Below are 23083 nucleotides of genomic sequence, written 5' to 3'. Positions count from 1 at the left end.
TCAATGGTATTTCTACTATATTTCTATTCTATTTCCAAAATCATGAAAAACCTGAATCTTCTTTTCCTTGCACTTTTAATATCGTTTTCCTCATTTTCCCAAGAAGAAAAATCCGAAACCAAATGGGTTCCTCGTGATCCCCAAAAATTTGAAACCACTCATTCGGGCACTTTTAACGGACAAAAAATCACCTACAAGGCTATCGTAGGTGAGACTTTTTTGAAAAACTCCAAAGGGGAAGTCAACGGAGCCATGTGGTCCACTTCCTATATCCGCGATGGAGTAGACACTTCCAAAAGGCCAGTGCTATTTATCTTCAATGGAGGTCCTGGTTCCGCCTCGATCTGGTTGCATATGGGTTTCTTTGGACCCAAAGTGGTCAAAACCGACTCGGAAGCCAAAGTTGACGACGGAGCAGCTCCTTACCGATTTGTGGACAACACCCAAGCTTTGCTAGACCTCACAGACTTAGTTTTTATTGATCCTATTGGAACTGGATTTAGCCAGGTGGAAGGAGTTGGAAAAACTTCCGACTTCTGGGGCTTGAATGAAGATGCCGCATCTATTGCGCAGTTTATGAGAACCTGGGTCACTCAACATGGAAGATGGCAGGCCCCAAAACTGATTGCCGGGGAAAGTTTCGGCACGACACGTGCAGCCAAAGTCGCAGAAGTACTGGAAGAAGGTGGTCAAAGCATGTCCCTTAACGGCATTGTCTTGATCTCTCAAGCCTTGGATTATGCAGGTTCGTCCAGCTGGGCAGATAATTTGACCTCTTTCTTTACTTACCTTCCTTCTCAGGCAGTAACTGCTTGGTATCACGGCAAGGCTGGTCAGGGAAAAACCATTGAAGCATTTGCCCAGGAAGCCCGGGACTTTGCTTATGGAGATTACTTGCAGTCTTTGTTCTTGGGAGAAAAACAAACACAAGCTCAAAAGGAAGCTATTGCTGAGAAATTGTCTTACTTCACCAGCTTAGACAAGACATACATTCTCCGCTCAGATAATCAAATTCTGATGCACCGTTTCAAGAAAGAACTGCTTCGAGAAGAGGGAAAAGCCATCGGGACTTTGGACGGAAGATATTTGGCCTTCGAAACGGATCAAGTTTCCGAAGGCCCAGTTTTAGGAGATCCTGCAGGCTATATGACCGGATCGGCCTATACCGCTGTTTTCAATGATTATTTGAGGAGAAATCTGGTGGTAATCATGGATCGCCCATATCTTACCTCAGCGGAAGGAATGGGAGGAAGTTGGAACTGGAAACCTGTACCGGATGGAGCTTATTACGAACCGAGCTATGTGAGCACAGCAAGAGCCCTGAGCGAAACTATGCACAGAAATACCCAGCTCCAGGTGATGGTCGCCAATGGCTATTACGATCTGATCACTCCGTTTTTTGATGCGGAATACACCTTTGCAAGACATGATTTTCCACAGGATCGAATCCATATGTACTACTATGAAGCTGGTCATATGATGTACAACAGACAGGAAGATTTTGATGCCTTGGCCAAGGATGTGAGAGCATTTTTGGAGAAGATTTTAAAATAACTTGATCCTAAAGGAACAAAAGACTACTTGAAAAGCCTTTTTTAAAAAAATCATAAACCATGCAAATACCCGTTTTCAATAGCAAAGAAGTAACCAAAATCATCCGCGGAAGACGATCTCAGTTTGCCGCTCAATTCAAGGAAAATGATCCCGTTGCTGATTCGATTATCGAGGAAATCCTTGAAAATGCCAACTGGGCTCCTACCCACAAACTCACCCAACCTTGGAGATTTATTGTCTACACCGGGGAGGGATTAAAGAAATTCGCCGACTATCAGGCAGAACTATACAAGCATAGAGCCGAGAAAAACGGCACCAACTTTATAGAGGCAACTTACCAGAAATTCAAAGAGCAACCCCTGAAAGCTTCCCATGTCATTGCCATTCTGATGAAGCGAACTGAAGGCTCGGGCATTCCAGTGATGGAAGAGATTTCCGCTGTTGCAATGGCAGTGCAGAACATGTATCTCACTGCCTGTGCTCATGGATTGGCTTGCTACTGGGGCACCGGCGGACCGACTTTTTGGCCTGAGGCTAGAGAAGATTTCGGACTCGAAGGAGAAGATATGCTGATGGGCTTTTTCTATGTGGCAAAGCCTGCTTCGGACAACTGGCCAGAGGGAAAAAGAGATTCTCTTGCTGAAAAAGTGGCTTGGATTAGAGAGTAATTCGTCATCTCGAGGAACGAAGCGATCTTATTAAAAGAAAAAAAGGAAGGCTATCACCTTCCTTTTCTTGTTCTTAGGAAAAAACCCTTCCTAAATCAAACCTTTCTCTTTTAACTCCTTTTGAAGAAATAGGTAGGTTTCCAATTTCTGTTTATCAATAAAGGACTCTTCTCTTTTTTCAATTTCTTTGGGCGAACTGGTTTCCTTTCCATCCAAGACTTCAAGAATGATTTTCTTATTTGGCTCAATCAATTGATCAAACCATTTGACATCTTCATTCCTGTCTTTATTAAATCCCGACAGATGGATGCTGAGTTGTTCCTGACCTTGAAAGTGTTTGATGCTTAACATAAAGGTCATTGAATAATTTCCAGAATCTATCTGAAAACTTTCATTAATATCGGATGAGACTATTTTTATTCCTTTCATTTTGGATAAAGGTCAGAGTAGCCCTAAATCAATCCTGCCTGCTCAAGCTCTTTTTTTAAAGCTGAATAAGCTCTTAGCTTTCCTTGAAGGATAAGATCATCTGGGGTAGAATTATCTATTTTAATAGGAAGGGACGACTCCACTTTATCAACTACTCTCACTACAAACTCATCCCCGAGTTTCAATTCTTCCTCTTGCCAAACAAGACGTTCGTTAGTGGTTGCATTCCTTCCACTTAAATTTAGAAAAATTTCTTCCTTTTCATTTGAGCTTACAACCGTTAGGTTTAATGAAACAACCCCTGATTCTATAAGGCCAGTAATTCTTTCCTCTCCTTTTATCAATTCAATTCCTTGCATATTTCTGAAGATAAATTTTTCAATCCTCAAACCTCTTCCCCCACCCAAAAAAGCTCTGCCCCTTTAATCTCTGTGATCCCCTCAGAAACTTCCAGTTGAGTGAGGTAAAAAAGCGGCAAAAAAAGCTTTCCATCATCATTGGAAACCTCCAATGGCATCCCTTCCTTTCCCAAGATCCGTATTGTTGAAGCTATAAACCACTTCTTAAATTCCTTGGACTTGACCGGATAGTACTTCCATCCAGCATCCAAAATAGTCAAATCCAAAAACTCAATTTCAGAAGCTAAGCTTTCCCAGTTCTGATGAGGATAACCCACCAAATGAGCTCCTTTGTGCTGGGAAGCCTGCAAATAGTGAAGTCCTTCGTGTAGGAAATTTGATTTTTCAGCCGTAAGAAATTTCACCGGATATTGCTCTTCGAGCAGGTGAAGATTTGCTCTCTGAAAAGATTCCTCTGCCAAAATCACATCCACCTTGATCCCCCAGCTCAGCACTTGATCCAGACTTTCTTGCCAAACCAAGACCGTAGGCACCCACTCCAACAGCGGAGAAACGGTATCAAAACTTAGCCCTTCCGTATTCAGAATAAATACGGCGGGTTCTTGCTGCTCTTTGACAAAATGATGGCTGGACATTAGCTCCAGAGTTTTTGGTAGAAATTAAAGACGTTTTCAAAAGCGAGTTTGCGAAGCTGCTCATCTGACAAACTAGCGCTCAAATCCTCCAGAATATCCGGGTATTTGCTGGAATTTTCTGCCAAAGGAAAATAGAATGGATGTCGGCTTTTATCCGGAAAATCTTGGGTATAGAAGAAATCCGCCCCAAAGCAGATCGCGTTTTCGCCCAGTTTAGCTCCATAAAGAAGGTGCTCATAGAGCCGCTCAGGGACATTTGGATCTAAAAAAGCTCGAAGAAAATTCACCCCGATAATCCCACCTCGATGAATAATTTCTTGGGCAAATTCATCACTCAAATTCCGCTTATGATCCCAAATTGCCCGGAAATTAGAATGGCTGGCAATAACCGGAATTGGGAGATGGTGTCGATCGATATGATTCAAAATCCCTTCAGCCAGCAAGTCGGAGGTATGAGAAAGGTCAATAGGAATCTTTTTCCCAGCCATATAATCCAGCAATCTCTTGCCATCTTCCTTAAGTCCGATTCCCTCCGTATAATTTCCTCCACCAAAGCGATTCTCGGTATGATGAGTCAAACTGATGTAAGCGAGTTGGCCGACTTTGCTAACAATCGAGTCAAACTGCTGGTAAATCTCCGACCAAGTGGCGGATTCATTTCCAAAACCTGCGGCATTTTCCACAGAGGCGATGATTCCGATTGACTTTTCATTGGCCTGATTTTGTAAAAATCCCAAATCGAACCGACTTACCGTTTCCTGTTCTTTGCGAAGCAAGTCAACAAAAATATCCGCCTGCTTGCTTGCCAATGCCGAACTGGAAGGATTGACATCGGTGTAAATCGCCATCACCTGCATCTTGACTCCACCTTCCTGCATCCAAGGAAAAGCGCAGGCAATTTGGTTTTTGTCAAAGGAATCTGCTCCAGGCACTTTGGCCAGAAAGGAGAGCAAATCACAATGCATATCGGCTATAGGGTAGATCATGGGAGGGAAATGAATTTCGGTTTAGGAATTATGAGGTGAAAATGTTCCTCAGATCCAATAACCAAAGTTAAACTTTTTTAGTAGGAAGCGCTTTTACCTTACGATCTCGTCTTCCCTTTTGTATTCAATACTTATCTTTGAAGGCATTCGAAAACCAAAACCGTCTCAGACATGGCCATTGCAAAACCTTTCAATTTCAAAAAATGGATTGATGAAAATCGCCATCTTCTCAAACCTCCTGTTGGAAACCAGCAAGTTTTCAAAGGAAATGATGACTTTATTGTCATGGTAGTTGGCGGACCAAATTCCAGAAAAGATTACCATTACGACGAGGGAGAGGAGTTTTTCTACCAATTGGAAGGAGACATCATTTTGAAAATCATCGAGGATGGCAAACCTAGGGACATTGAAATCAAAGAAGGGGAAATCTTCCTTTTGCCTCCCAAAGTGCCTCATTCTCCCAGAAGACCAGCCAATACAGTAGGTTTGGTGATTGAGCGCTACAGAAGAGCTGGAGAAAAAGACGGGTTTATCTGGCACTGCGAAAATTGCGGCACTTTGCTTCACGAGGAATATGTGGAGCTAACCGATATCGTCACCCAACTTCCTCCGATCATGGAGCGATTCTGGTCTAGTCAGGACCTGAGAACTTGCAAGAGTTGCGGGACTGTGATGGAAAAGTAAACCTGTCCATGGTCGATTGACCATAGACCATGGCCCACCAGATTTAATTCACTCACAAAGAACTTTATCTGTTATTTGTATGAACTGCCTTTTCTATGGACTATGGTCCATTGACTATTTACTAAAAAAATGAACTACGAATTCTCCGAATCATTTGCCCGTGAACTAGATGCCCAAGATCCCTTGGCGCATTTTCGAAACAGGTTTCATTTTCCGAAAGTAAACGGAAAAGAGGCTATTTACTTCTGTGGAAATTCCTTGGGTCTTCAGCCTAAATCTGCCAAGGATTATCTGGCAAAAGAACTAAGCAACTGGGCAGATTTGGCAGTAGATGGACATTTTCACGGGGAAGATGCCTGGTATCATATCCGAAAAAAATCCAAGCCAGCCCTGGCAGAAATCCTCGGAGCCCAGGAGCATGAGGTAGTGGCTATGAACAACCTCTCGGTGAATCTTCACTTGCTCATGGTTTCTTTCTACCGACCTACAAAAGAGCGGTACAAAATCATCGTCGAAGCTGGAGCCTTCCCTTCCGATCAATATATGCTGGAAACCCAAGTCAAGTTTCACGGATTGGATCCGGCTACCACTTTGGTAGAACTTAAGCCCAGACCAGGGGAGCATACGCTGCGAACTGAGGATATTATCTCCGAAATAAAAAAACAAGGAAATTCCCTCGCCATGGTCAATATGGCAGGAATCCAGTATTACACCGGGCAGCTTTTTGATATTCAAGCAATCACCAAAGCAGCACATGAAGTTGGAGCTGTGGCAGGTTTTGACTTAGCCCATGCTGCCGGAAATGCAGTCCTCAAGCTTCACGATTGGGATGTGGACTTCGCGACTTGGTGTAGCTACAAATACATGAACTCTGGCCCAGGCAATGTTTCTGGAATTTTTGTACATGAGCGCTATGCCGAGCGGCCTGATTTACCGCGCTTTGCGGGTTGGTGGGGACACGATGAGGGAGAACGCTTCAAAATGGAAAAAGGCTTTGTGCCTATGTACGGAGCTGACGGCTGGCAATTAGCCAATTCGAATGTTTTGGCGCTGGCTGCCCATCAGGCTTCATTGGATATTTTTCAGGAAGCAGGTATAGAAAACCTTCGAAAAAAGAGTGAAAAACTGACCGGTTATTTGGAATATCTGATCGAGGAAATCAGCGGAAAATCAGGGGTTTTGGAAATAATCACCCCAAAAAACCCAGCAGAAAGAGGTTGCCAGTTATCTTTGCTGATTCATCGGGGTGGCAAAGCCGTCTTCGATGAGTTTTATAAACACGGTGTGGTAGGTGACTGGAGAAATCCAAATGTAATCCGATTAGCCCCTACTCCATTGTACAACAGCTACTTGGATGTGTTCCTATTCGCTAAGATTTTGGAACAATCCTTGGACAAATTCGCTTAATAGGAAGCGTGGCCACAATTCAATGAAGAAAAATAACATTACGGTCCTGGGAGCCGGCCTTATCGGCAGCCTCATGGCTATATATCTTAAACGTCATGGTCTGGACGTTTCTATTTATGACAAAAGACCAGATAAGCGCAAAACTCCCTACTATGAAGGAGGTCGCTCCATCAATATGGCTCTAAGTCATCGGGGTTGGAAGAGCCTCGAGCAGGTAGGTTTAAAGGATAAAGTCCTTCCTCTTGCAATTCCTATGTATGGAAGAAGGGTCCATGACGAACATGGAGGCACGACTTTTATTCCTTATGGAAAAGCAAATCAGGCCATTTATTCCATTTCCAGAGGAAAATTCAACCAATTGCTTGCGGAAGAGGCTGAAAGATTAGGAGCCGAAATCCACTTTGAGCACAAGTGTGTGGATGTGGATTTTCGTAGCAATGAAATCACTTTCGAAACTTCTGAGGGAGAAAAAAAGCTTACGCCAAATGTGATTATCGGAGCTGATGGAGCTTATTCTGCGCTTCGCATGGCCATGCAAAAGCAAATTCGCTTCAATTACAAGCAGGAATACATTTCCCATGGATACAAGGAGCTCACCATTCCCGCTACACCGGAAGGTGAATTTGCTATGGATCCAAATGCACTTCATATTTGGCCAAGAGGCAAGTTTATGCTGATAGCCTTGCCAAATCCAGACAAATCCTTCACCTGTACCTTGTTTTTACCTTTCGAAGGCACTAAGGTTTGCTTTGACAAAATCAAGGACGAAGACGATTTGGAGACTGTTTTCCGAGCCTATTTCGACGATGCTTATCAGGTTATGCCTGATTTAAAGAAAGAATTTTTCAAGAATCCTACCGCCGCTCTGATCAATGTTGAGTGCTACCCTTGGGTACAAGGAAATTCTCTTTTGATCGGAGATGCCTCTCATGCAATGGTTCCATTTTATGGGCAAGGCATGAATTGTGGATTTGAGGATTGCTATATTTTGAATGGCTTGATCGAAAAGCTGGGAACCAATGCTTGGGATTTAGTTTTCGAAAAATTCCAGAAAAAGCGAAAGATCGATACCGATGCCATCTGTCAATTGGCTATGGAGAATTTTGTAGAAATGCGGGATAGTGTGGCTGATCCGAAGTTTTTGCTCCGCAAAAAAATCGAAGCCAAACTTCACGAGCTATATCCGAAAGAATGGATTCCACTATACACTATGGTTACTTTCTCGGATTTGGGCTACGCTGAAGCATATGCTCAGGGAAAATTGCAAGAAGCCATCATGAATAAGGTGATGGCCGATCCGCTGATTACCGAAAACTGGAACAAGCTTGATTACGAAGACATCATCAACCAGATGGAAACAGCAAAGGCGGTGTAATCACCGCCTTTTTTTATAAATCAAACAAAGTCCCACTTGCTCCGGTGGGCTTAATTTTCAGATGCTTATAGGCCAACTCGGTTGCCATTCGGCCACGGGCGGTTCTTTTCATATAGCCCTCTTGAATCAGGAAAGGCTCATACACTTCCTCGATGGTTTCGGCCTCTTCTCCACAGGCTGTAGCGATGGTGCCGAGACCCACAGGTCCACCTTTGAACTTCTCGATGATGGTCAACAAAATGCGGTTATCCATTTCATCCAAGCCATTTTCATCCACATCAAGGGCATTCAAAGCAAACTTTGCAATGTCCAAGGTAATGGTTCCATCCCCTTTTACCTCTGCAAAATCTCTGGTTCGGCGAAGAAGCATATTGGCAATTCTTGGCGTCCCTCGGCTTCTTCTGGCAATTTCAAAAGCAGCCACCTCATCAATTGGAGTTTGTAAAATACTGGCTGACCGAGTTACGATATCGGTCAAAAGCTTCGCATCGTAGTATTCAAGCCTAGAATTAATTCCAAATCGAGCCCGAAGTGGAGAAGTCAATAATCCTGAGCGAGTAGTAGCTCCAATTAGCGTGAAAGGACTCAAGGAAATCTGTACCGAGCGGGCATTTGGACCGCTATCAAGCATGATGTCAATCCGAAAATCCTCCATCGCTGAATACAGATATTCCTCCACAATAGGATTCAAGCGGTGGATTTCATCGATAAAAAGTACATCCCCTTCTTCCAAATTGGTGAGCAAACCAGCCAAATCGGAAGGTTTGTCGAGAACCGGACCGGAGGTGATTTTTATACCCGCCTGAAGTTCATTGGCGATGATATTGGACAACGTTGTCTTTCCCAATCCCGGAGGGCCATGCAAAAGCACATGATCCAAGGGTTCATTCCGCTTTTTTGCAGCATGCACAAAAACCCGGAGGTTCTCCACAATTTTGGCCTGACCGGTAAAATCTTCGAAACTCAAAGGCCGCAAGGCCCGCTCAAACTCCCGGTCTTTGGGGCTTAGATTTTCTTCATCTCCTCTCAGATAGTCTTCTCTCATGGCAAATGGGATACTCACAAATATAAACAAAAGCCTATGCCAAGGGCGGTAGGAAAATTCTTTTTACTCCTAGATTTTGGACTAAATTCGCCTAATAATACCTTCAGAAATGAATTCTCCCACCCGGAAATATTGGATTTATGCCTTAGTGATAGTGGTTTTAGGAGCTATTGTCTTTGCCTTTTGGGAAAAAGATGAGCCAGAATCCGAAAGCGAGGAAACTACCGAGACCTCAGACTCTTTCCTTCTTTCCGGTAAAGCTTTTGGCCAGGATTACTCGGTCAATTATTGGGATGAAAAAACCCGAAATTTTCAGCAGCAAATAGATTCATTGATCCAAAAATGGGAAAGCGTTGCAAATGCCTCCTTCCCTTCCTCAGAGGTTTATCGCTTAAATTCCTTTGATACCCTTTCTTCCCCCAGTCGGGAATTAATTTCCCTGCTACAAGAAGCCCAGAAATGGAATAATTCAAGCAATGGAATTCTTGACCCCACCCTTGAAGGATTGGAAAAATCTTGGAGCTTTTCTTCTTCTGGCGCAAGTTTATTGGATACGTTGGGAATTGGAGAGGTGATGAAAAAAGTAGGCTGGGGAAAAATCTTTCGCTCAGATTCTCTGATTCAGAAGCCTGCTGCAGTGGACGTCAATTTTTCTAAGTTTTTATCAGGATTCATGGTTGACAAGATTTCTGACTTTTTGAGAAGAAAGGGAATTCCAAGTTTTCAAATCAAGCTGGGAAAAACTGAATACGCAACAGGCGTAAATCTACTCGGCGAACTTTGGAAATCAGAAATAGGCTATCTAACAGATACCTTGGGAACTCTTTCCACGGGCGAAATTGCCATCAAAGATCTCGGGAGCTCATCTGCAGGGAGTCCGGATCAGTTTTACATTCGTGATTCTACCAGACTATCTTTCACCTTGGATCCCAGGACAGGTTTTCCGGTTACTCACAGCCTCTTGGCTGTGAAAGTATTCAGTAGAAATGCGGAGGAAGCCGATGCATGGGCTGATCTGCTGATGGTTTTAGGGAAAAATGAAGCAATGCGATTGGATTCCGCCCAAAACAACTTGCAGATGATCCTGATTTACCATGAAAAAGGGGGACGCATGAGACAGTATATCAGTCCAGAACTCAAACCTTACCTCTCTTTTCCGACAGATTTTTAAGATAAATGCAACATTATTGAATTTTTGTACCTTTGTTGCAGTTATAGCACCATCTCTTCCAAAATAGAAGGAAGCAAGGACTTTACATGGGTATAAATTTTCTTTTACTTTTCCTTACAGCCATGGCGGCTGGACTATTGGTGTTTTTCTCTCCTGTTTTCAGAGAAAAATACTTCAAGCTGGTGCTGGTATTTGCAGGATCCTACCTGTTTTCGGTGACCATTTTGCACATCTTGCCAGAGCTTTTTTCCACTGGATTTTCCAATACACGAATGGGGCTTTACATCCTACTCGGTTTTTTGCTCCAGCAAGTACTTGAATTCTGGTCCTCCGGTGTAGAACACGGACACATTCATAAACATACCTCAGAAACTTCAAAAGGGGTTTTCACCTTGATGTTAGGCTTATTTATTCATGCTTTTTTGGAAGGAACGCTTCTTTCCCATGGGAATGTGATGGGAGCAGAAACCGGAGAAGCCTTGGCTCATACCCACAGTAACAAGACTGTTTTGCTTGGAATAATCATGCATAAAGGCCCGGCGGCATTTGCTTTGGCAGCCGTTTTATCCGCCTCTTTGAGTAAAAAATGGACGATCATTTTACTCACCCTTTTTGCCCTTGCTTCACCTTTAGGAATGTTTTCCAGTGCTTTTTTCATTGAAAACGGGCTCTTATCCAAAGAGGGAATTGGAATTTTGTATGGATTGGTGACGGGTGGATTTTTGCACATTTCTACTACCATCTTTTTTGAAAGCAGCCCCCATCACAAGTTCCAGCTCAACAAATTGCTGGTAACTTTCCTTGCTGCCGGATTGGCTTTGATATCCGAATACCTGATTTAACCCTTCGCTTGAGCTAGAATTTTCAGGATGTATCCTGTCGTTTTTGGAAAAATTTAGCTTTTTCCTGTAAAAGCTCTTGGATAATGCCGAGAGATTCAGGTATTTCATTTTTGAAATAAAATGCAGTCAACTATTCCGAAGATTTGCATTTCTACGGGAGTTTTTCACTGCATTTTCACCTCAAACCCAAAGACCATGAATGATTCAGGACCGCATAGGTCTGCCTATTGGCGGAAAAACCTAAGGACACTTGCCTCTCTTTTGCTAATCTGGTTTATCGTTTCCTTTGGTTGTGGAATTCTATTCGCAGATACCCTTAATCAATTCAAACTTGGAGGCTATCCTTTGGGATTTTGGTTTGCTCAACAGGGGTCCATTTACGCATTTATCGTGCTGATTTTTGTGTATGTGATCCGGATGAATAAGCTGGATAAGGAATTTGACGTCAACGAAGACTAAGGAAAAATGGATATTTTAACCTGGACTTATCTTCTCGTGGGCTTGAGTTTTGCCCTGTATATCGGAATCGCCATCTGGACGCGAGCGGGCTCCACTAAGGAATTTTATGTCGCTGGCGGGGGTGTTTCCCCACTTGCCAACGGGATGGCCACAGCGGCAGACTGGATGTCTGCGGCCTCTTTCATTTCCATGGCTGGGCTGATTTCATTTTCTGGATATGATGGATCGGTTTACTTGATGGGATGGACAGGAGGCTATGTTTTATTGGCGCTATTACTTGCACCATATCTAAGAAAATTCGGAAAATTCACCGTACCGGATTTCGTAGGAGACCGATACTACTCCAATAAAGCCCGAGTAGTTGCAGTTATAGCTGCTCTATTTATTTCCTTCACTTATGTCGCTGGTCAGATGCGTGGTGTGGGAATTGTCTTTTCCAGATACTTGGAAGTTCCGATCGAATGGGGAGTCGTGATCGGGATGTGCATTGTTTTCTTTTATGCCGTTTTGGGAGGAATGAAAGGCATCACTTATACCCAAGTGGCTCAATACTGCGTTTTGATTTTCGCCTACATGGTACCTGCTATTTTTATTTCCATGCAGCTCACTGGGAATCCTGTTCCTCAACTTGGCCTTGGTGGAAATTTGGAAGAGGGTATTCCTCTTTTGGAAAAACTGGATGGTGTTCTTTCAGATTTAGGCTTTGCTGAGTATACCTCCGGAAGAAAAGGAATGGCCGACATGTTAATGATCACTTTGGCTCTGATGGTGGGGACTGCTGGTCTTCCACATGTGATTGTGAGATTTTTTACTGTTCCCAAAGTAAAAGATGCCCGCTTATCAGCAGGATATGCCCTGGTATTTATCGCAATTCTCTATACCACTGCACCGGCTGTGGCTGCCTTCGGAATTTACAATGCGATTCAATCCACCTCTGAAAAAAACATCTCTGAACTCCCAACTTGGGTTCAAACCTGGCAAAAAACTAATCTGATTCAGATTGAGGATAAAAACGGAGACCAGAAAGTTCAGTATCTGGCAGATCCTATTAGCAACGAACTGAAAATTGACAAAGACATCATGGTTTTGGCCAGTCCGGAAATCGCAGAATTACCCAACTGGGTAGTAGGTTTAGTGGCAGCGGGAGCAATGGCAGCGGCTTTGTCTACAGCAGCCGGACTATTATTGGTTATTTCCACTTCGGTTTCTCGGGATTTGGTGAAAAACTTCAATCCTGGAATTTCCGAGAAAAAGGAGCTTCGAATTGCCCGCCTGGCAGCTGCTGGGGCGGTAATTTTGGCGGGATATTTCGGGGTAAATCCTCCTGGATTTGTCGCCGAAGTGGTTGCTTTTGCCTTTGGTTTAGCGGCAGCTTCCTTCTTTCCTGTAATAATTTTGGGGATTTTCTCCACCAAAATCAATAAAGAGGGAGCTATCACAGGGATGATTGCCGGATTGGTATTTACCATTCTGTATATCTCTTACTTTAAATTTCTCCATCCTGAACTGAACACTTCCGAGCATTGGCTTTGGGGGATTTCACCGGAGGGAATAGGCTCAATTGGCATGCTGCTCAATTTTGCATGCTGCTACTTCGTTTCCCTATTTACTCCCGCTCCTCCACAAAGTGTTCAGGAGCTGATTCAGGAAATCCGGATTCCAAAAGGTGCAGGAAATGCACATGATCATTAAATTTAACCTTCCCCAAAAACCTATCTAGTCATGAGTGATAGACTTCATACCCTCAGCGGTTATCTATATGAGTACCAAAAAAGTGTAGCCCAACCCGAAGAATTTTGGGCCAGAATTGCGGATTCTTTTCATTGGAGAAAACGATGGTCAAAAGTTCTGAAATGGAATTTTGAAAAGCCGGATGTGAAATGGTTTGTGGGTGGAAAACTGAATATCACGGAGAATATTTTTGAAAAAAATCTCTATACAATCGGTGATCGCCCAGCTATTATCTGGGAACCTAATGAACCTGGAGAAGCATCAAGAACTTTGACTTACCGAGAGCTTTTTGAAGAAGTCTGCAAATTTGCCAATGCGCTAAAATCAAAAGGAATTGGAAAAGGTGATCGTGTGATCATCTATATGCCTATGGTTCCTGAAGCGGCTGTGGCCATGCTCGCATGCGCTCGAATTGGAGCAATTCATTCAGTTGTTTTTGCAGGATTTTCCAGCACTTCTCTGGCAGATAGAATTAATGACTGTCAGGCGAAAGCAATCCTAACCTCGGATGGGAATTTTAGAGGCAACAAGAAAATCCCTGTCAAAGCTGTAGTGGACGAGGCTTTGGAAAAATCAGAGGTAGAAACCGTTATTGTCTACCAAAGAACTGCTCAGGAAATTACCATGAAGTCTGGAAGGGATTTTTGGTGGCATGAAGTAGTCGAAGGGCAATCCACTGAAAACAAAGCCGAAGAAATGGATAGCGAGGACATGCTCTTCATCCTTTATACTTCTGGTTCTACCGGCAAACCTAAAGGCGTGGTGCACACGACCGGAGGCTATATGGTTTACACGAAATACTCTTTTGAAAATGTCTTCCAATATTCTGCAGGGGATGTGTATTGGTGTACGGCTGATATTGGCTGGATCACGGGCCATTCCTATATCGTTTACGGACCACTCTTGGCAGGTGCTACTTCGTTGATGTTTGAGGGGGTTCCAACCTATCCTGATGCAGGGAGATTTTGGGAAGTGGTGGAAAAGCACCAAGTAAACATTTTCTACACTGCTCCGACCGCCATTCGGGCCTTGCAGGCATTCGGAACTGAACCTATCGAAGGAAAAGACCTGAGTTCCTTGAAGGTTTTAGGATCTGTAGGAGAGCCTATCAATGAGGAAGCATGGCATTGGTATCACACTCACATTGGAAAGGGGCAATGCCCAATTGTGGATACTTGGTGGCAGACAGAAACGGGAGGAATTCTGGTTTCTCCATTGGCAGGAATTACTCCAACCAAACCGGCCTATGCAACCTTGCCCTTGCCTGGCATTCAGTTGGCTATTGTGGATGCAGAGGGAAATGAATTGACGGGGAATTCTGTGGAAGGAAATCTTTGCATCAAATTCCCTTGGCCTTCGATGATCCGAACTACCTATGGGGATCATGAGCGCTGCCGACAGACTTATTTCTCAACCTACAAAAACATGTATTTCACAGGGGATGGGGTCAAGCGGGATCATGATGGCTATTACCGAATCTTGGGAAGAGTAGATGATGTCATCAATGTTTCAGGGCATAGAATGGGAACTGCAGAAGTGGAAAATGCCATCAACGAACATCCAAAAGTCATCGAATCTGCAGTGGTGGGCTATCCACACGAGGTAAAAGGTCAGGGAATCTATGCCTACGTGATTTGTGATCTGAGCAACCGAACAGAAGATAACTTGATCAATGAAATTAAAGAGACGGTAACCAAGATCATAGGCCCAATTGCAAAGCCAGATAAAATTCAAATCGTTCCTGGCCTTCCTAAAACCAGATCAGGAAAGATTATGCGTAGAATTCTGAGAAAAGTAGCTGAGGGAGTTACGGATAATCTTGGCGATACTTCAACCCTTCTTGATCCAGAAGTAGTCAATCAGATTATTCAGGGAAGGAAATAAAAAAAAGGAGCTAGAAAACTAGCTCCTTTTTTAGTCTTTCGGTGAAGAATCTTCCTCTTCGGCCTCATGCTCAATGGAAGAAACTATCGAATCAGGCGAGTCCATTTCCTGCTTGTAAAAATTATGAACCCCAACCATAAATGCCACAATCAGTGCCCACATGAGCCTTCTAATTGGACGAACGAATTGGGAAAATGATTTCATTTCAATAATTTGAAGCAAGCCAAATACAAAAAGTCAACCAAAGAAATTCTTGCCACTTTGGCAGGAAAACCTTCAAAATACATACTCCCCTTTTTCCAATGAGTAATGTGATCGTCAACAGAGTGGCTGAGTTTCTCAAGAGATTTCCTCCTTTTTCTTTTTTGGAAAAAGAGGACCTTCAGGCTGTTGCCAAGTCTGTAGAAATTCAGTTTTTGGAAAAAGGCGAAACCCTATTCCGCCAAGGTGAAGCTGCCAGACCTCATTTTTTTATCCTGAAAGAAGGTTCTATTCAATTGATAGAAACCATTCAGGAAAAGCAGGAAATCAAGGAAATCTGTGACGAAGGAGATGTTTTTGGGGTATTGGCATTATTGGGAAAGCGACCCTACCTCCTTTCCTCGATTGCTACTGAAAACGCTTTGGTTTATGCCATTCCAGTTGATGTTTTTGAAAAGATTCTGGAAAAAAACAGTCGGGTGGCGCTATTCTTTGCTGCAGGATTTGCAGCAGGACAGGTTGTAGTTCGTCAAGATTTATCTCAAGGCCAAAAAGCAAGGGGAGAATTCAAAAACCCAAGTGGGGATCATTCCCTGATGATTTTTTCAGATCAGTCAGAGGTAAAGGTTTCTGAAAATGTCTTGAGATGCAGATTGAATACCAGCATAAGGGAAGCAGCAAAATCCATGGCAAACCATCAGGTAAGCAGTATAGTCTTGGTGGATGAAAATGGATTTCCTCAAGGAATCGTTACAGATAAAGATCTTAGAAATCGAGTTTTGGCAGAAGGAATAAGCACTGAAAATCCGATTTCATCAGTCATGACCACGCCTGTCATCACTCGGAAAAAGCAGGATGGATTTTCGAATTTATACCTGACGATGATCCGCCACCGCCTTCATCATTTAGTGTTGACTGAGGACGGCACTACCCAAAGTCCAGTTTGTGGATTGATTTCAGATCACGATATCTTCCTATCCATGGGGAATAGCCCTGCAGTGTTGATTCATGCCTTGATGAACACCGAAGATATTTCTGAAATGCGGAAAATTCGGGATAGAGCAGAGCAAATGCTGCTGTATTACTTGGAAAACGAAGTCTCCATGGAATTTGTGTCCTCTGTGATGACTGAGATCAACGACTTGATCATTCTCCAAGCCATTCAAATTTCCAAAAAAGTGCTTGATCCCAAATTCCCGGAATTTGCAGAAACTCCTTTTTCCTTTCTATCCATGGGCAGTGAAGGAAGGGAAGAGCAATTGCTCAGGACAGATTTAGACAATGCCATCTTGTATCAGGATGTGGAGGAGAGTCAGAGGGAAAAAGCTGCGGAATACTTTTTGGCACTTGGAATCCAAATCACTGAAATTCTTTTAGCCTGTGGATTTAGCCCTTGTCCTGGAAAGATCATGGCTAGCAATCCAGAATGGGTTCAGCCGCTCTCCGTTTGGAAATCTTATTTCAGCGAATGGATTCTCCATCCTACCCAAGAGGCTTTATTGAGAGTTTCAATTTTCTTTGATTTCAGGGCTGTCGGTCCTAGGAAAAGTATTGCGGAGGAATTGACAGCACACATTTACCAGCAAATCGGGAAAAAGAAAATATTCTTAAACTTCTTGGCCCAAAATGCTCTTTCCAATCCTACACCATTGGGCTTTTTCAGAGATTTTGTAGTCGAAAAGTCAGGAGAGCACAAGGATCAATTTGACATCAAAGCCCGGGCAATGATGCCCTTAACAGACCTTGCCAGGCTTCTGGTCTTAAGCCATGAGGTAGTTGGGGTGAATAATACTTTCAAGCGATTTGAGAACTTAGCTCAATTCGAGCCCAACTATGAAGAGCTTTTTATCCAAGCCGGGAAAGCCTATGAAATTCTGATGCGAATGCGGGCTCTGGAAGGCCTGAAACAAGGGAACAGCGGAAGATACCTCAACCCAAAAACTCTGGGGAAACTCCAGCGCCAGCTCCTGAAAAATACTTTTGCACCGATTTCAGAATTGCAGGAAATCGTACAAGTTCGTTTTCAACTTGATTATTTCAGCAAATGAGTTGGTGGAAACTGGGAAAAAAAAGCAATCCCAAGAAAGACTTTGTGAAGGAATTCCTTCTTAAAAACGAAGATAAAATTCCTGATATCAGAAGGATTGATCAATTGGAATTTGTGGTTTTGGATACCGAGACTTCTGGTCTAAATCCTGAAAAAGACCAAATCCTTTCTTTTGGAGCAGTAAAAATCTGGAACCTCAAGATCATGGTTTCAGAAAGCCTGGAGCTTTATCCTATGACCAACACAGGATTTGAATCTTCTGCAAAAATCCATGGAATGGTTGGAGCGGAATCCAGAATTGATTTAGAAGAATTTGGAAGAGAACTCCTTCAGTTTTTGGGAAATGGAATTTTGGTTGGTCATCATATAGGTTTTGATTTGGAGATGCTTTTAAAATCCCTTACGCCTTTTGGGCTGGATAGATTTCCCAATCCGGTAATTGATACCTTAAACCTTGCCATAAGATTAGAACATGGACCGATGGCCGACTGGAATCAAATCAACCAAAATGACTACAGTCTTGACCGACTTTGTACCAAATTTGGGATTGAACCCGATGATCGACACACCGCGGCGGGGGATGCGTTATTGACGGCTCAACTTTTTCAAAAGCTTCTATTTAAGGCCAAACAAAAGGGAATTGAAAATTTTTCAGAATTAGTTAGATAATTATTTCCACCTCACTTCCATTTTTCCTTTTGCCAAAATATGGGAAACCAACCCCAGTTTTCCTGGATAGAATCCTTCCTGATCAATTTGCAGATTCACAACGCTTAAATTGGCAACAGGCGTCTCCAAACTCAGCCTCTCCTGAATTCCTGCTATTCCGGATTCAAAAGTATCACCAAGAGGAAATCTCAATTTTTTGTCCAGCTGCCTGATGATTTTTCTCTTCTTAAGCGCAGCGGCTGTTTTTGCTTTTTTACTTTCACTTTCCAGATAAAAATCTACTTCCCGAAAAGCCATAGCATTTTCTTCCAATTCAAAACTTGGCAAACCCACCAAAAAAAGCCTTCCCTCAATCGGATCCTTATTTTCCTGAATTGCGGTGAAATCCATCCAAATCCCCAGCTTTTCTCCATAAGCTTGAGTCTTAAAATTTCGAGATGTAAAAACTGTGGTCTTATTGATTCGGATCAGCTGATTTTCAAAATACCCATTGAGAATTTCATCGATTTCAGCATAGCTGATAAATAGAGGAATTCTGATTTCCAATTCATTTACTTCACTGGTATTTGGAGTAAGAGTAGGCAAGGGGAAGGCCCTACTAGGTGCGGCATCAGCAGGATGGGCATTTACTTTCCCGGCAAGTCCCAGATTAAATTGATAACCCGAGCCAGGATTGATTTTTTCGCTGATTTTGACAGAATCAGGTTGAATGGAGAAAGCCATTTCTTTCCCAAAAAAATCAACATAGATCGGCTTTCCTACCTGATTCCAAGCCTGATCAACCATGGGCTTGACGGGTATTAAATCTCTTTTTCCAACCAGATTTTTGGTTGCAAAATCTTTAATTTCTCGCTGAATTAGCGAATTCAACTCTAGCTGAAATCCCAAAACATTCAGTGAAATATCTCCCCCAAGATCCAAAAGATTGAATTCTGATACTCCCAAAGACCAGTTGGGGTAAACTTCAGGATTGACCAAGATCTTTGGATTGAAGTCCTGACTGATGGGAACTTTGTTTTGAAAGAGATTTCTCAATCCTCCCGGTTTCAACCCGAGCTCTCCTTCCAGATGAATGGGAAATGTCAACTCCAGCCTTTCTGCATCGACCCCATTTATTTCAACCAATCCATTCCTTGAAAACTGTAAATCCCCTTGGATTCCATTTCCCATATCCATTTTTTCTTCAGAAAAAAGGACAGGAGGAATTCGTTGATTGGCTAAGTTGGTTAGGGTTTCAAAAGGAATTTCCAAAGGAAAATTTACCCGGGAATAGGCCTGAGGAGCTGAAACCAAGTCAGGAGAAGCGAAAGGATCCAAACTTTTGCATGAAAAAAAGCTAAGACTTAGGGTAAGGAAAAAGGAATACTGGAGTCTTTTAGTATTTTTCATAGACAAATCCACCGCTGTTTGGAACTTATTTAACCCAGCAAGAATTGCCCCAAAAGTAAGGATAGAAGCTATGAATTGGAATAAATTAACACTACCTGCACAATTGGAAGAAATCAAAGCCCAAAGTTTTGAAAAGCCAGTTCTCATTTTCAAGCATAGTACTCGCTGTTCAATCAGCAGTATGTCTTTGGATCGCCTTTTGAGAAATTGGAAGGTAGAAGATTCCGAACGCATCATTCCCTATTATCTGGATTTGATTCATCATCGTACGCTTTCGGATCAGGTGGAAGATGAGTTTGGAGTGCCTCATGAATCCCCTCAGGTTATTTTGATCAGAGAGGGCAAAGCTGTGTATGACAACAGCCACTTCGGAATTTCCTATCCGGAAATCATGTCGAAGGTTTAAATTTTTTTAGCAATTCACCCGGGAAAACTACCATTTATCCCTTAGTTCTTCCGTTCTAATTTTTGCCATATTCTTCATTAAACCTTTCTCTTTCACGATCAGTCAAAGTGTTTGAACTTTGTCATGATTATGAAAATAAATTCTACTCTAAGTACCCTGATTTTTAGCCTTTTGCTGACTTTTTCAGCTTTCGGCCAAAGACCCGCCGGTCCTCCTCAGGAGGAAAGAAAATTTACCGGAAAAGTAATTGACGGAGCTACAAACACTCCGATGATAGGAGCGAATGTGCTGGTTAAAACTGTTACCGATTCCTTATTGCGAGGAGCAGTAACTGGAGCCGATGGATTATTTGAAGTAGTAAGACCTAATATTCCTCAGGTAAAAATTGAAATTTCATTTTTGGGCTATAAAACCTACAGTCAGGTGCATAGCTTTCGGGAACCTTTAGCCCTTGGAGATATAATCCTTCTGGAAGATGCCAAAGTCCTTGGTGAAGTGGTGATCGAAGGTCAAGCTCCGGTGGGTGAGCAGAGAGGCGATACCACCTCCTTCAACGCCAATGCCTTTAAAACCCAAACCAATGCCCAGGCTGAGGATTTGATTCGAAAAATGCCGGGAATCACTATGCAAGGTGGTCAGCTGCAAGCACAGGGAGAAAATGTCCAGAAGATTTTGGTTGATGGCAGAGAGTTTTTCGGAAGCGATCCAAGCATTGCCTTGAGAAATCTACCTGCAGATGCGATTGATCGAGTGGAAGTGCTAGATCAAAGATCTGATCAAAGCCGATTAACTGGCTTCGATGACGGAAACTACACCAAGACCATTAATATCATTTTGAGATCCGACCGCAAAAATGGCTCCTTTGGAAGAGCCTATGGAGGTTACGGTACAGATGATCGCTACTCAGCCGGTGGAAGTATCAATATGTTTAAAGGTGACCAACGATTTTCAATCCTTGGCCTCTTCAACAATGTCAATCAGCAAAACTTCTCCAGCCAAGACTTAGCTGGGGTTAGTGCCAATTCAAGCGGAGGTGGAATGAGAAGACCCGGAATGGGTGGAGGCGGAGGCCAATGGGGCGGAGGCGGAAACAACAATTTCTTTGTAGGAAACGAAAACGGAATTGTCACCACCAATGCTTTAGGCCTAAACTATTCAGACAAATGGGGGAAAAAGACCAACTTCTCTGGAAGTTACTTTTTCAACAATACCACCAATTCGCTTCGACAGATCACCAACCGCGAAACTGTGGTCAACGAAACGATCCGCCAGTATTATCAAGAAAATCTGATCAATACTGTGGATAATTTTAACCACAGAGCCAATGCCCGAATTGAAACGGATTTCAATCCTAAAAATTCATTGATCCTTACGCCGAGTATTTCTTTTCAGAATAATAAAACTTTCAGTGACCGGGATGCTTTGACCACTGCCAGCACGGGTGATTCGCTTTCAGCCCTACGCTCTATCACCAATGCGGAGACCCAAGCCTATACCATCGCCAATAACCTGATTTACCGGTATAAATTTGACAAGCCAGGTAGAACTTTCTCTACAGAAATCTACACTGCTTGGAATAAAAGAGATCAGCTTTCAGATCTTTTGGCTGCAAGCCGGGATTTTAGAAGAAATCTGATTGACACTACCCTTCAGGAAACTGAGGCACTGAACAACGGATTTAACTACCGCGCCAATTTAACTTTCACTGAAAAATTGGGTGAAAACGCCCAAGGTACTTTGGGCTACCAAATTGGAAATAATAGAACCCGAGCCGATCAAAAGACTTCTGTTTTGGACGACGAGAGAAGACCAGTTTTGGATACAGCCTTGTCCAATGAATTCGACAATAAATTCATCACCCAGCGACTCAGAACTGGCTATTCTTACAATAAAGACAAGTACAACATCAACCTGAACTTGGATTATCAGAATGCCCGATTGGATAACGAGGCCTTTTTCCCAGAAGCGAGGGTATTCCGAAGAGATTTCAACAATATCCTTCCAAGCGCCAATATCAATTACCGAAATAGGGAGACTGGATTTTCTTGGAGAATGCGCTATCGTACTGATACCGACGAACCTAGCGTAAGTGAGCTGCAAAACGTGGTCAACAACTCTAATCCTCTTAGACTAAGTGTAGGTAATCCCTCTTTGGGACAAAGCTACAATCACAACATCTTTGCAAACATCAGCAAGATCAACTTGGAGAAATCGAGAACCTTGTTCATGTTCTTGAACTATTCTTCTACAAGCAACTACATCGGTAGCAATACCTTTATCACTGCTCAGGATACGCTTATCAACGGGGAAGTTTTGTTAAGACCAGGAGGGCAAATCACCCAGCCTGTCAATTTGGATGGAAATTGGAGAAGTACTTTCTTCCTGACCTATGGTGCTCCGATCAAGAAGATCAAAACTCAATTCAACACGAATACCAGAATCAGCTTTAACAGAATCCCGGGTATTATCAATGGAGAAACCAACTTGAATGACAATTTGGGACTAAGCCAAGGTTTGACCTTCAGCTCCAATATCAGCAAGAATGTGGACTTCTCGATCCAGACTACCGGAACTTACAACATTGTCAATTCCTCTCTGCAGCAGAATCTGGACAATAACTACTACCAGCAGGAAACCAATATCCGTCTGTATTTCTCCTCTAAAAACGGAAAGTTCTTTATGGGGAATAACGTAGCCAACACCCTTTATAGCGGTCTTTCCGAGGGATTTGACCAAAGTTTCTGGTTGTGGAATATGGAAGGTGGATTCCGCTTCGCGAAAAACAACAAGGCGGAACTTAAAGCAGTGGTCTTTGACTTGCTCAATCAAAACAACAGCATCAGCCGAACCATCTCAGACGTAGCTGTAACGGACGTCTTTACCAATGTGCTGACCCGATATGGCATGCTGACCTTTACTTATATTATCGGAAACTTCAAGCAACCTGAAGAGCCTCAACAACCTTGGATGATGGGAAGACCTCAGGGAGGAAGAACTTGGTAAAAGAAACAATCTTTAATTCAAAAAGTAAAAAGAGCCCATTTCGAAAGATTTGGGCTTTTATTATTAGGTTAATTTCGACTAATTTGATAGGCGTAACTCAAAAGCAAAAAACAATCAAAAAAGTCCTTCAAAAGATCCT

The 23083-nt window shown here is 42.9% G+C and carries 21 protein-coding genes; 14 read left to right on the top strand and 7 right to left on the bottom strand.

Annotation, left to right across the window (positions count from 1 at the left end; genetic code table 11):
• Positions 1–42 precede the first annotated feature (42 nt).
• On the top strand, positions 43–1554 hold the full coding sequence (locus DFQ04_RS09865) for a S10 family peptidase (protein WP_133555309.1): 1512 nt from the start codon (positions 43–45) through the stop codon (positions 1552–1554).
• A gap of 59 nt (positions 1555–1613) precedes the next feature.
• The gene (locus DFQ04_RS09860) at positions 1614–2222 is read left to right on the top strand and encodes a nitroreductase family protein (protein ID WP_133555307.1); all 609 of its coding nucleotides are present in this window, start codon (positions 1614–1616) and stop codon (positions 2220–2222) included.
• Positions 2223–2312: 90 nt separating this feature from the next.
• Here the strand turns inward: DFQ04_RS09860 and DFQ04_RS09855 are convergent, their stop codons facing one another.
• The 4 genes from DFQ04_RS09855 to DFQ04_RS09840 form a co-directional block, all read right to left on the bottom strand.
• Complete coding sequence (locus tag DFQ04_RS09855; protein ID WP_133555305.1) at positions 2313–2573, bottom strand: hypothetical protein; 261 nt, start codon at positions 2571–2573, stop codon at positions 2313–2315.
• Positions 2574–2674: 101 nt separating this feature from the next.
• Complete coding sequence (locus DFQ04_RS09850) at positions 2675–3010, bottom strand: hypothetical protein (protein WP_133555303.1); 336 nt, start codon at positions 3008–3010, stop codon at positions 2675–2677.
• A 26-nt stretch (positions 3011–3036) separates the two neighbouring features.
• Positions 3037–3645: a thiamine pyrophosphokinase gene (locus tag DFQ04_RS09845; protein WP_133555301.1), complete on the bottom strand. Its 609-nt coding sequence runs from the start codon at positions 3643–3645 to the stop codon at positions 3037–3039.
• The gene (locus tag DFQ04_RS09840) at positions 3645–4631 is read right to left on the bottom strand and encodes a dipeptidase (protein ID WP_133555300.1); all 987 of its coding nucleotides are present in this window, start codon (positions 4629–4631) and stop codon (positions 3645–3647) included. The genes DFQ04_RS09845 and DFQ04_RS09840 overlap by 1 nt, the downstream gene beginning before the upstream one ends.
• Before the next feature lie 171 nt (positions 4632–4802).
• Here DFQ04_RS09840 and DFQ04_RS09835 point away from each other — a divergent pair, with 171 nt between their 5' ends.
• From DFQ04_RS09835 to DFQ04_RS09825, 3 genes are all read left to right on the top strand, one after another.
• Entirely contained in the window at positions 4803–5315 is a 513-nt protein-coding gene (locus tag DFQ04_RS09835) for a 3-hydroxyanthranilate 3,4-dioxygenase (RefSeq protein ID WP_133555298.1), read from the top strand.
• A 129-nt stretch (positions 5316–5444) separates the two neighbouring features.
• Positions 5445–6722: a kynureninase gene (gene kynU / locus DFQ04_RS09830; protein ID WP_133555296.1), complete on the top strand. Its 1278-nt coding sequence runs from the start codon at positions 5445–5447 to the stop codon at positions 6720–6722.
• Between the two features lie 22 nt (positions 6723–6744).
• A complete protein-coding gene (locus DFQ04_RS09825) occupies positions 6745–8097 on the top strand; it encodes an FAD-dependent oxidoreductase (protein WP_133555294.1) in 1353 nt (450 codons plus the stop codon).
• Between the two features lie 13 nt (positions 8098–8110).
• Here the strand turns inward: DFQ04_RS09825 and ruvB are convergent, their stop codons facing one another.
• Complete coding sequence (gene ruvB / locus DFQ04_RS09820; RefSeq protein WP_133555292.1) at positions 8111–9142, bottom strand: Holliday junction branch migration DNA helicase RuvB; 1032 nt, start codon at positions 9140–9142, stop codon at positions 8111–8113.
• A 109-nt stretch (positions 9143–9251) separates the two neighbouring features.
• On the opposite strand from ruvB, the gene DFQ04_RS09815 reads away from it, so the two are divergent.
• The 5 genes from DFQ04_RS09815 to acs all read left to right on the top strand — a co-directional run bounded on the left by DFQ04_RS09815 (position 9252) and on the right by acs (position 15229).
• Complete coding sequence (locus DFQ04_RS09815) at positions 9252–10313, top strand: FAD:protein FMN transferase (RefSeq protein ID WP_133555290.1); 1062 nt, start codon at positions 9252–9254, stop codon at positions 10311–10313.
• Positions 10314–10399: 86 nt separating this feature from the next.
• Positions 10400–11155 (top strand): ZIP family metal transporter, encoded by a 756-nt coding sequence (locus DFQ04_RS09810; protein ID WP_133555288.1) that lies wholly within the window; start codon positions 10400–10402, stop codon positions 11153–11155.
• A gap of 195 nt (positions 11156–11350) precedes the next feature.
• The gene (locus DFQ04_RS09805) at positions 11351–11614 is read left to right on the top strand and encodes a DUF4212 domain-containing protein (protein WP_133555287.1); all 264 of its coding nucleotides are present in this window, start codon (positions 11351–11353) and stop codon (positions 11612–11614) included.
• 6 nt (positions 11615–11620) lie between these two features.
• On the top strand, positions 11621–13306 hold the full coding sequence (locus tag DFQ04_RS09800; RefSeq protein WP_133555285.1) for a sodium:solute symporter family protein: 1686 nt from the start codon (positions 11621–11623) through the stop codon (positions 13304–13306).
• 30 nt (positions 13307–13336) lie between these two features.
• Positions 13337–15229, top strand: a complete 1893-nt coding sequence (gene acs, locus DFQ04_RS09795; protein WP_133555283.1) for an acetate--CoA ligase — start codon at positions 13337–13339, stop codon at positions 15227–15229.
• A 30-nt stretch (positions 15230–15259) separates the two neighbouring features.
• Here the strand turns inward: acs and DFQ04_RS18340 are convergent, their stop codons facing one another.
• A complete protein-coding gene (locus DFQ04_RS18340; protein WP_166637300.1) occupies positions 15260–15433 on the bottom strand; it encodes a hypothetical protein in 174 nt (57 codons plus the stop codon).
• 98 nt (positions 15434–15531) lie between these two features.
• Here DFQ04_RS18340 and DFQ04_RS09790 point away from each other — a divergent pair, with 98 nt between their 5' ends.
• Positions 15532–17478, top strand: a complete 1947-nt coding sequence (locus tag DFQ04_RS09790; protein WP_133555281.1) for a DUF294 nucleotidyltransferase-like domain-containing protein — start codon at positions 15532–15534, stop codon at positions 17476–17478.
• Positions 17475–18146, top strand: a complete 672-nt coding sequence (locus DFQ04_RS09785) for a 3'-5' exonuclease (protein ID WP_133555278.1) — start codon at positions 17475–17477, stop codon at positions 18144–18146. Before DFQ04_RS09790 ends, DFQ04_RS09785 begins: the two co-directional genes overlap by 4 nt.
• Here the strand turns inward: DFQ04_RS09785 and DFQ04_RS09780 are convergent, their stop codons facing one another.
• Complete coding sequence (locus DFQ04_RS09780) at positions 18147–19535, bottom strand: DUF4403 family protein (protein WP_166637299.1); 1389 nt, start codon at positions 19533–19535, stop codon at positions 18147–18149.
• 70 nt (positions 19536–19605) lie between these two features.
• Here DFQ04_RS09780 and ytxJ point away from each other — a divergent pair, with 70 nt between their 5' ends.
• Positions 19606–19941: a bacillithiol system redox-active protein YtxJ gene (ytxJ, locus tag DFQ04_RS09775; protein ID WP_133555274.1), complete on the top strand. Its 336-nt coding sequence runs from the start codon at positions 19606–19608 to the stop codon at positions 19939–19941.
• A 129-nt stretch (positions 19942–20070) separates the two neighbouring features.
• The gene (locus DFQ04_RS09770; protein ID WP_133555272.1) at positions 20071–22944 is read left to right on the top strand and encodes a TonB-dependent receptor; all 2874 of its coding nucleotides are present in this window, start codon (positions 20071–20073) and stop codon (positions 22942–22944) included.
• Positions 22945–23083 lie beyond the last annotated feature (139 nt).

This window comes from Algoriphagus boseongensis (genome assembly GCF_004362805.1).
In the GTDB taxonomy this organism is placed as follows: Bacteria; Bacteroidota; Bacteroidia; order Cytophagales; family Cyclobacteriaceae; genus Algoriphagus; species Algoriphagus boseongensis.
Note: the sequence above shows the minus strand (reverse complement) of the source record. Positions and strands in the feature narration are given on the sequence as shown.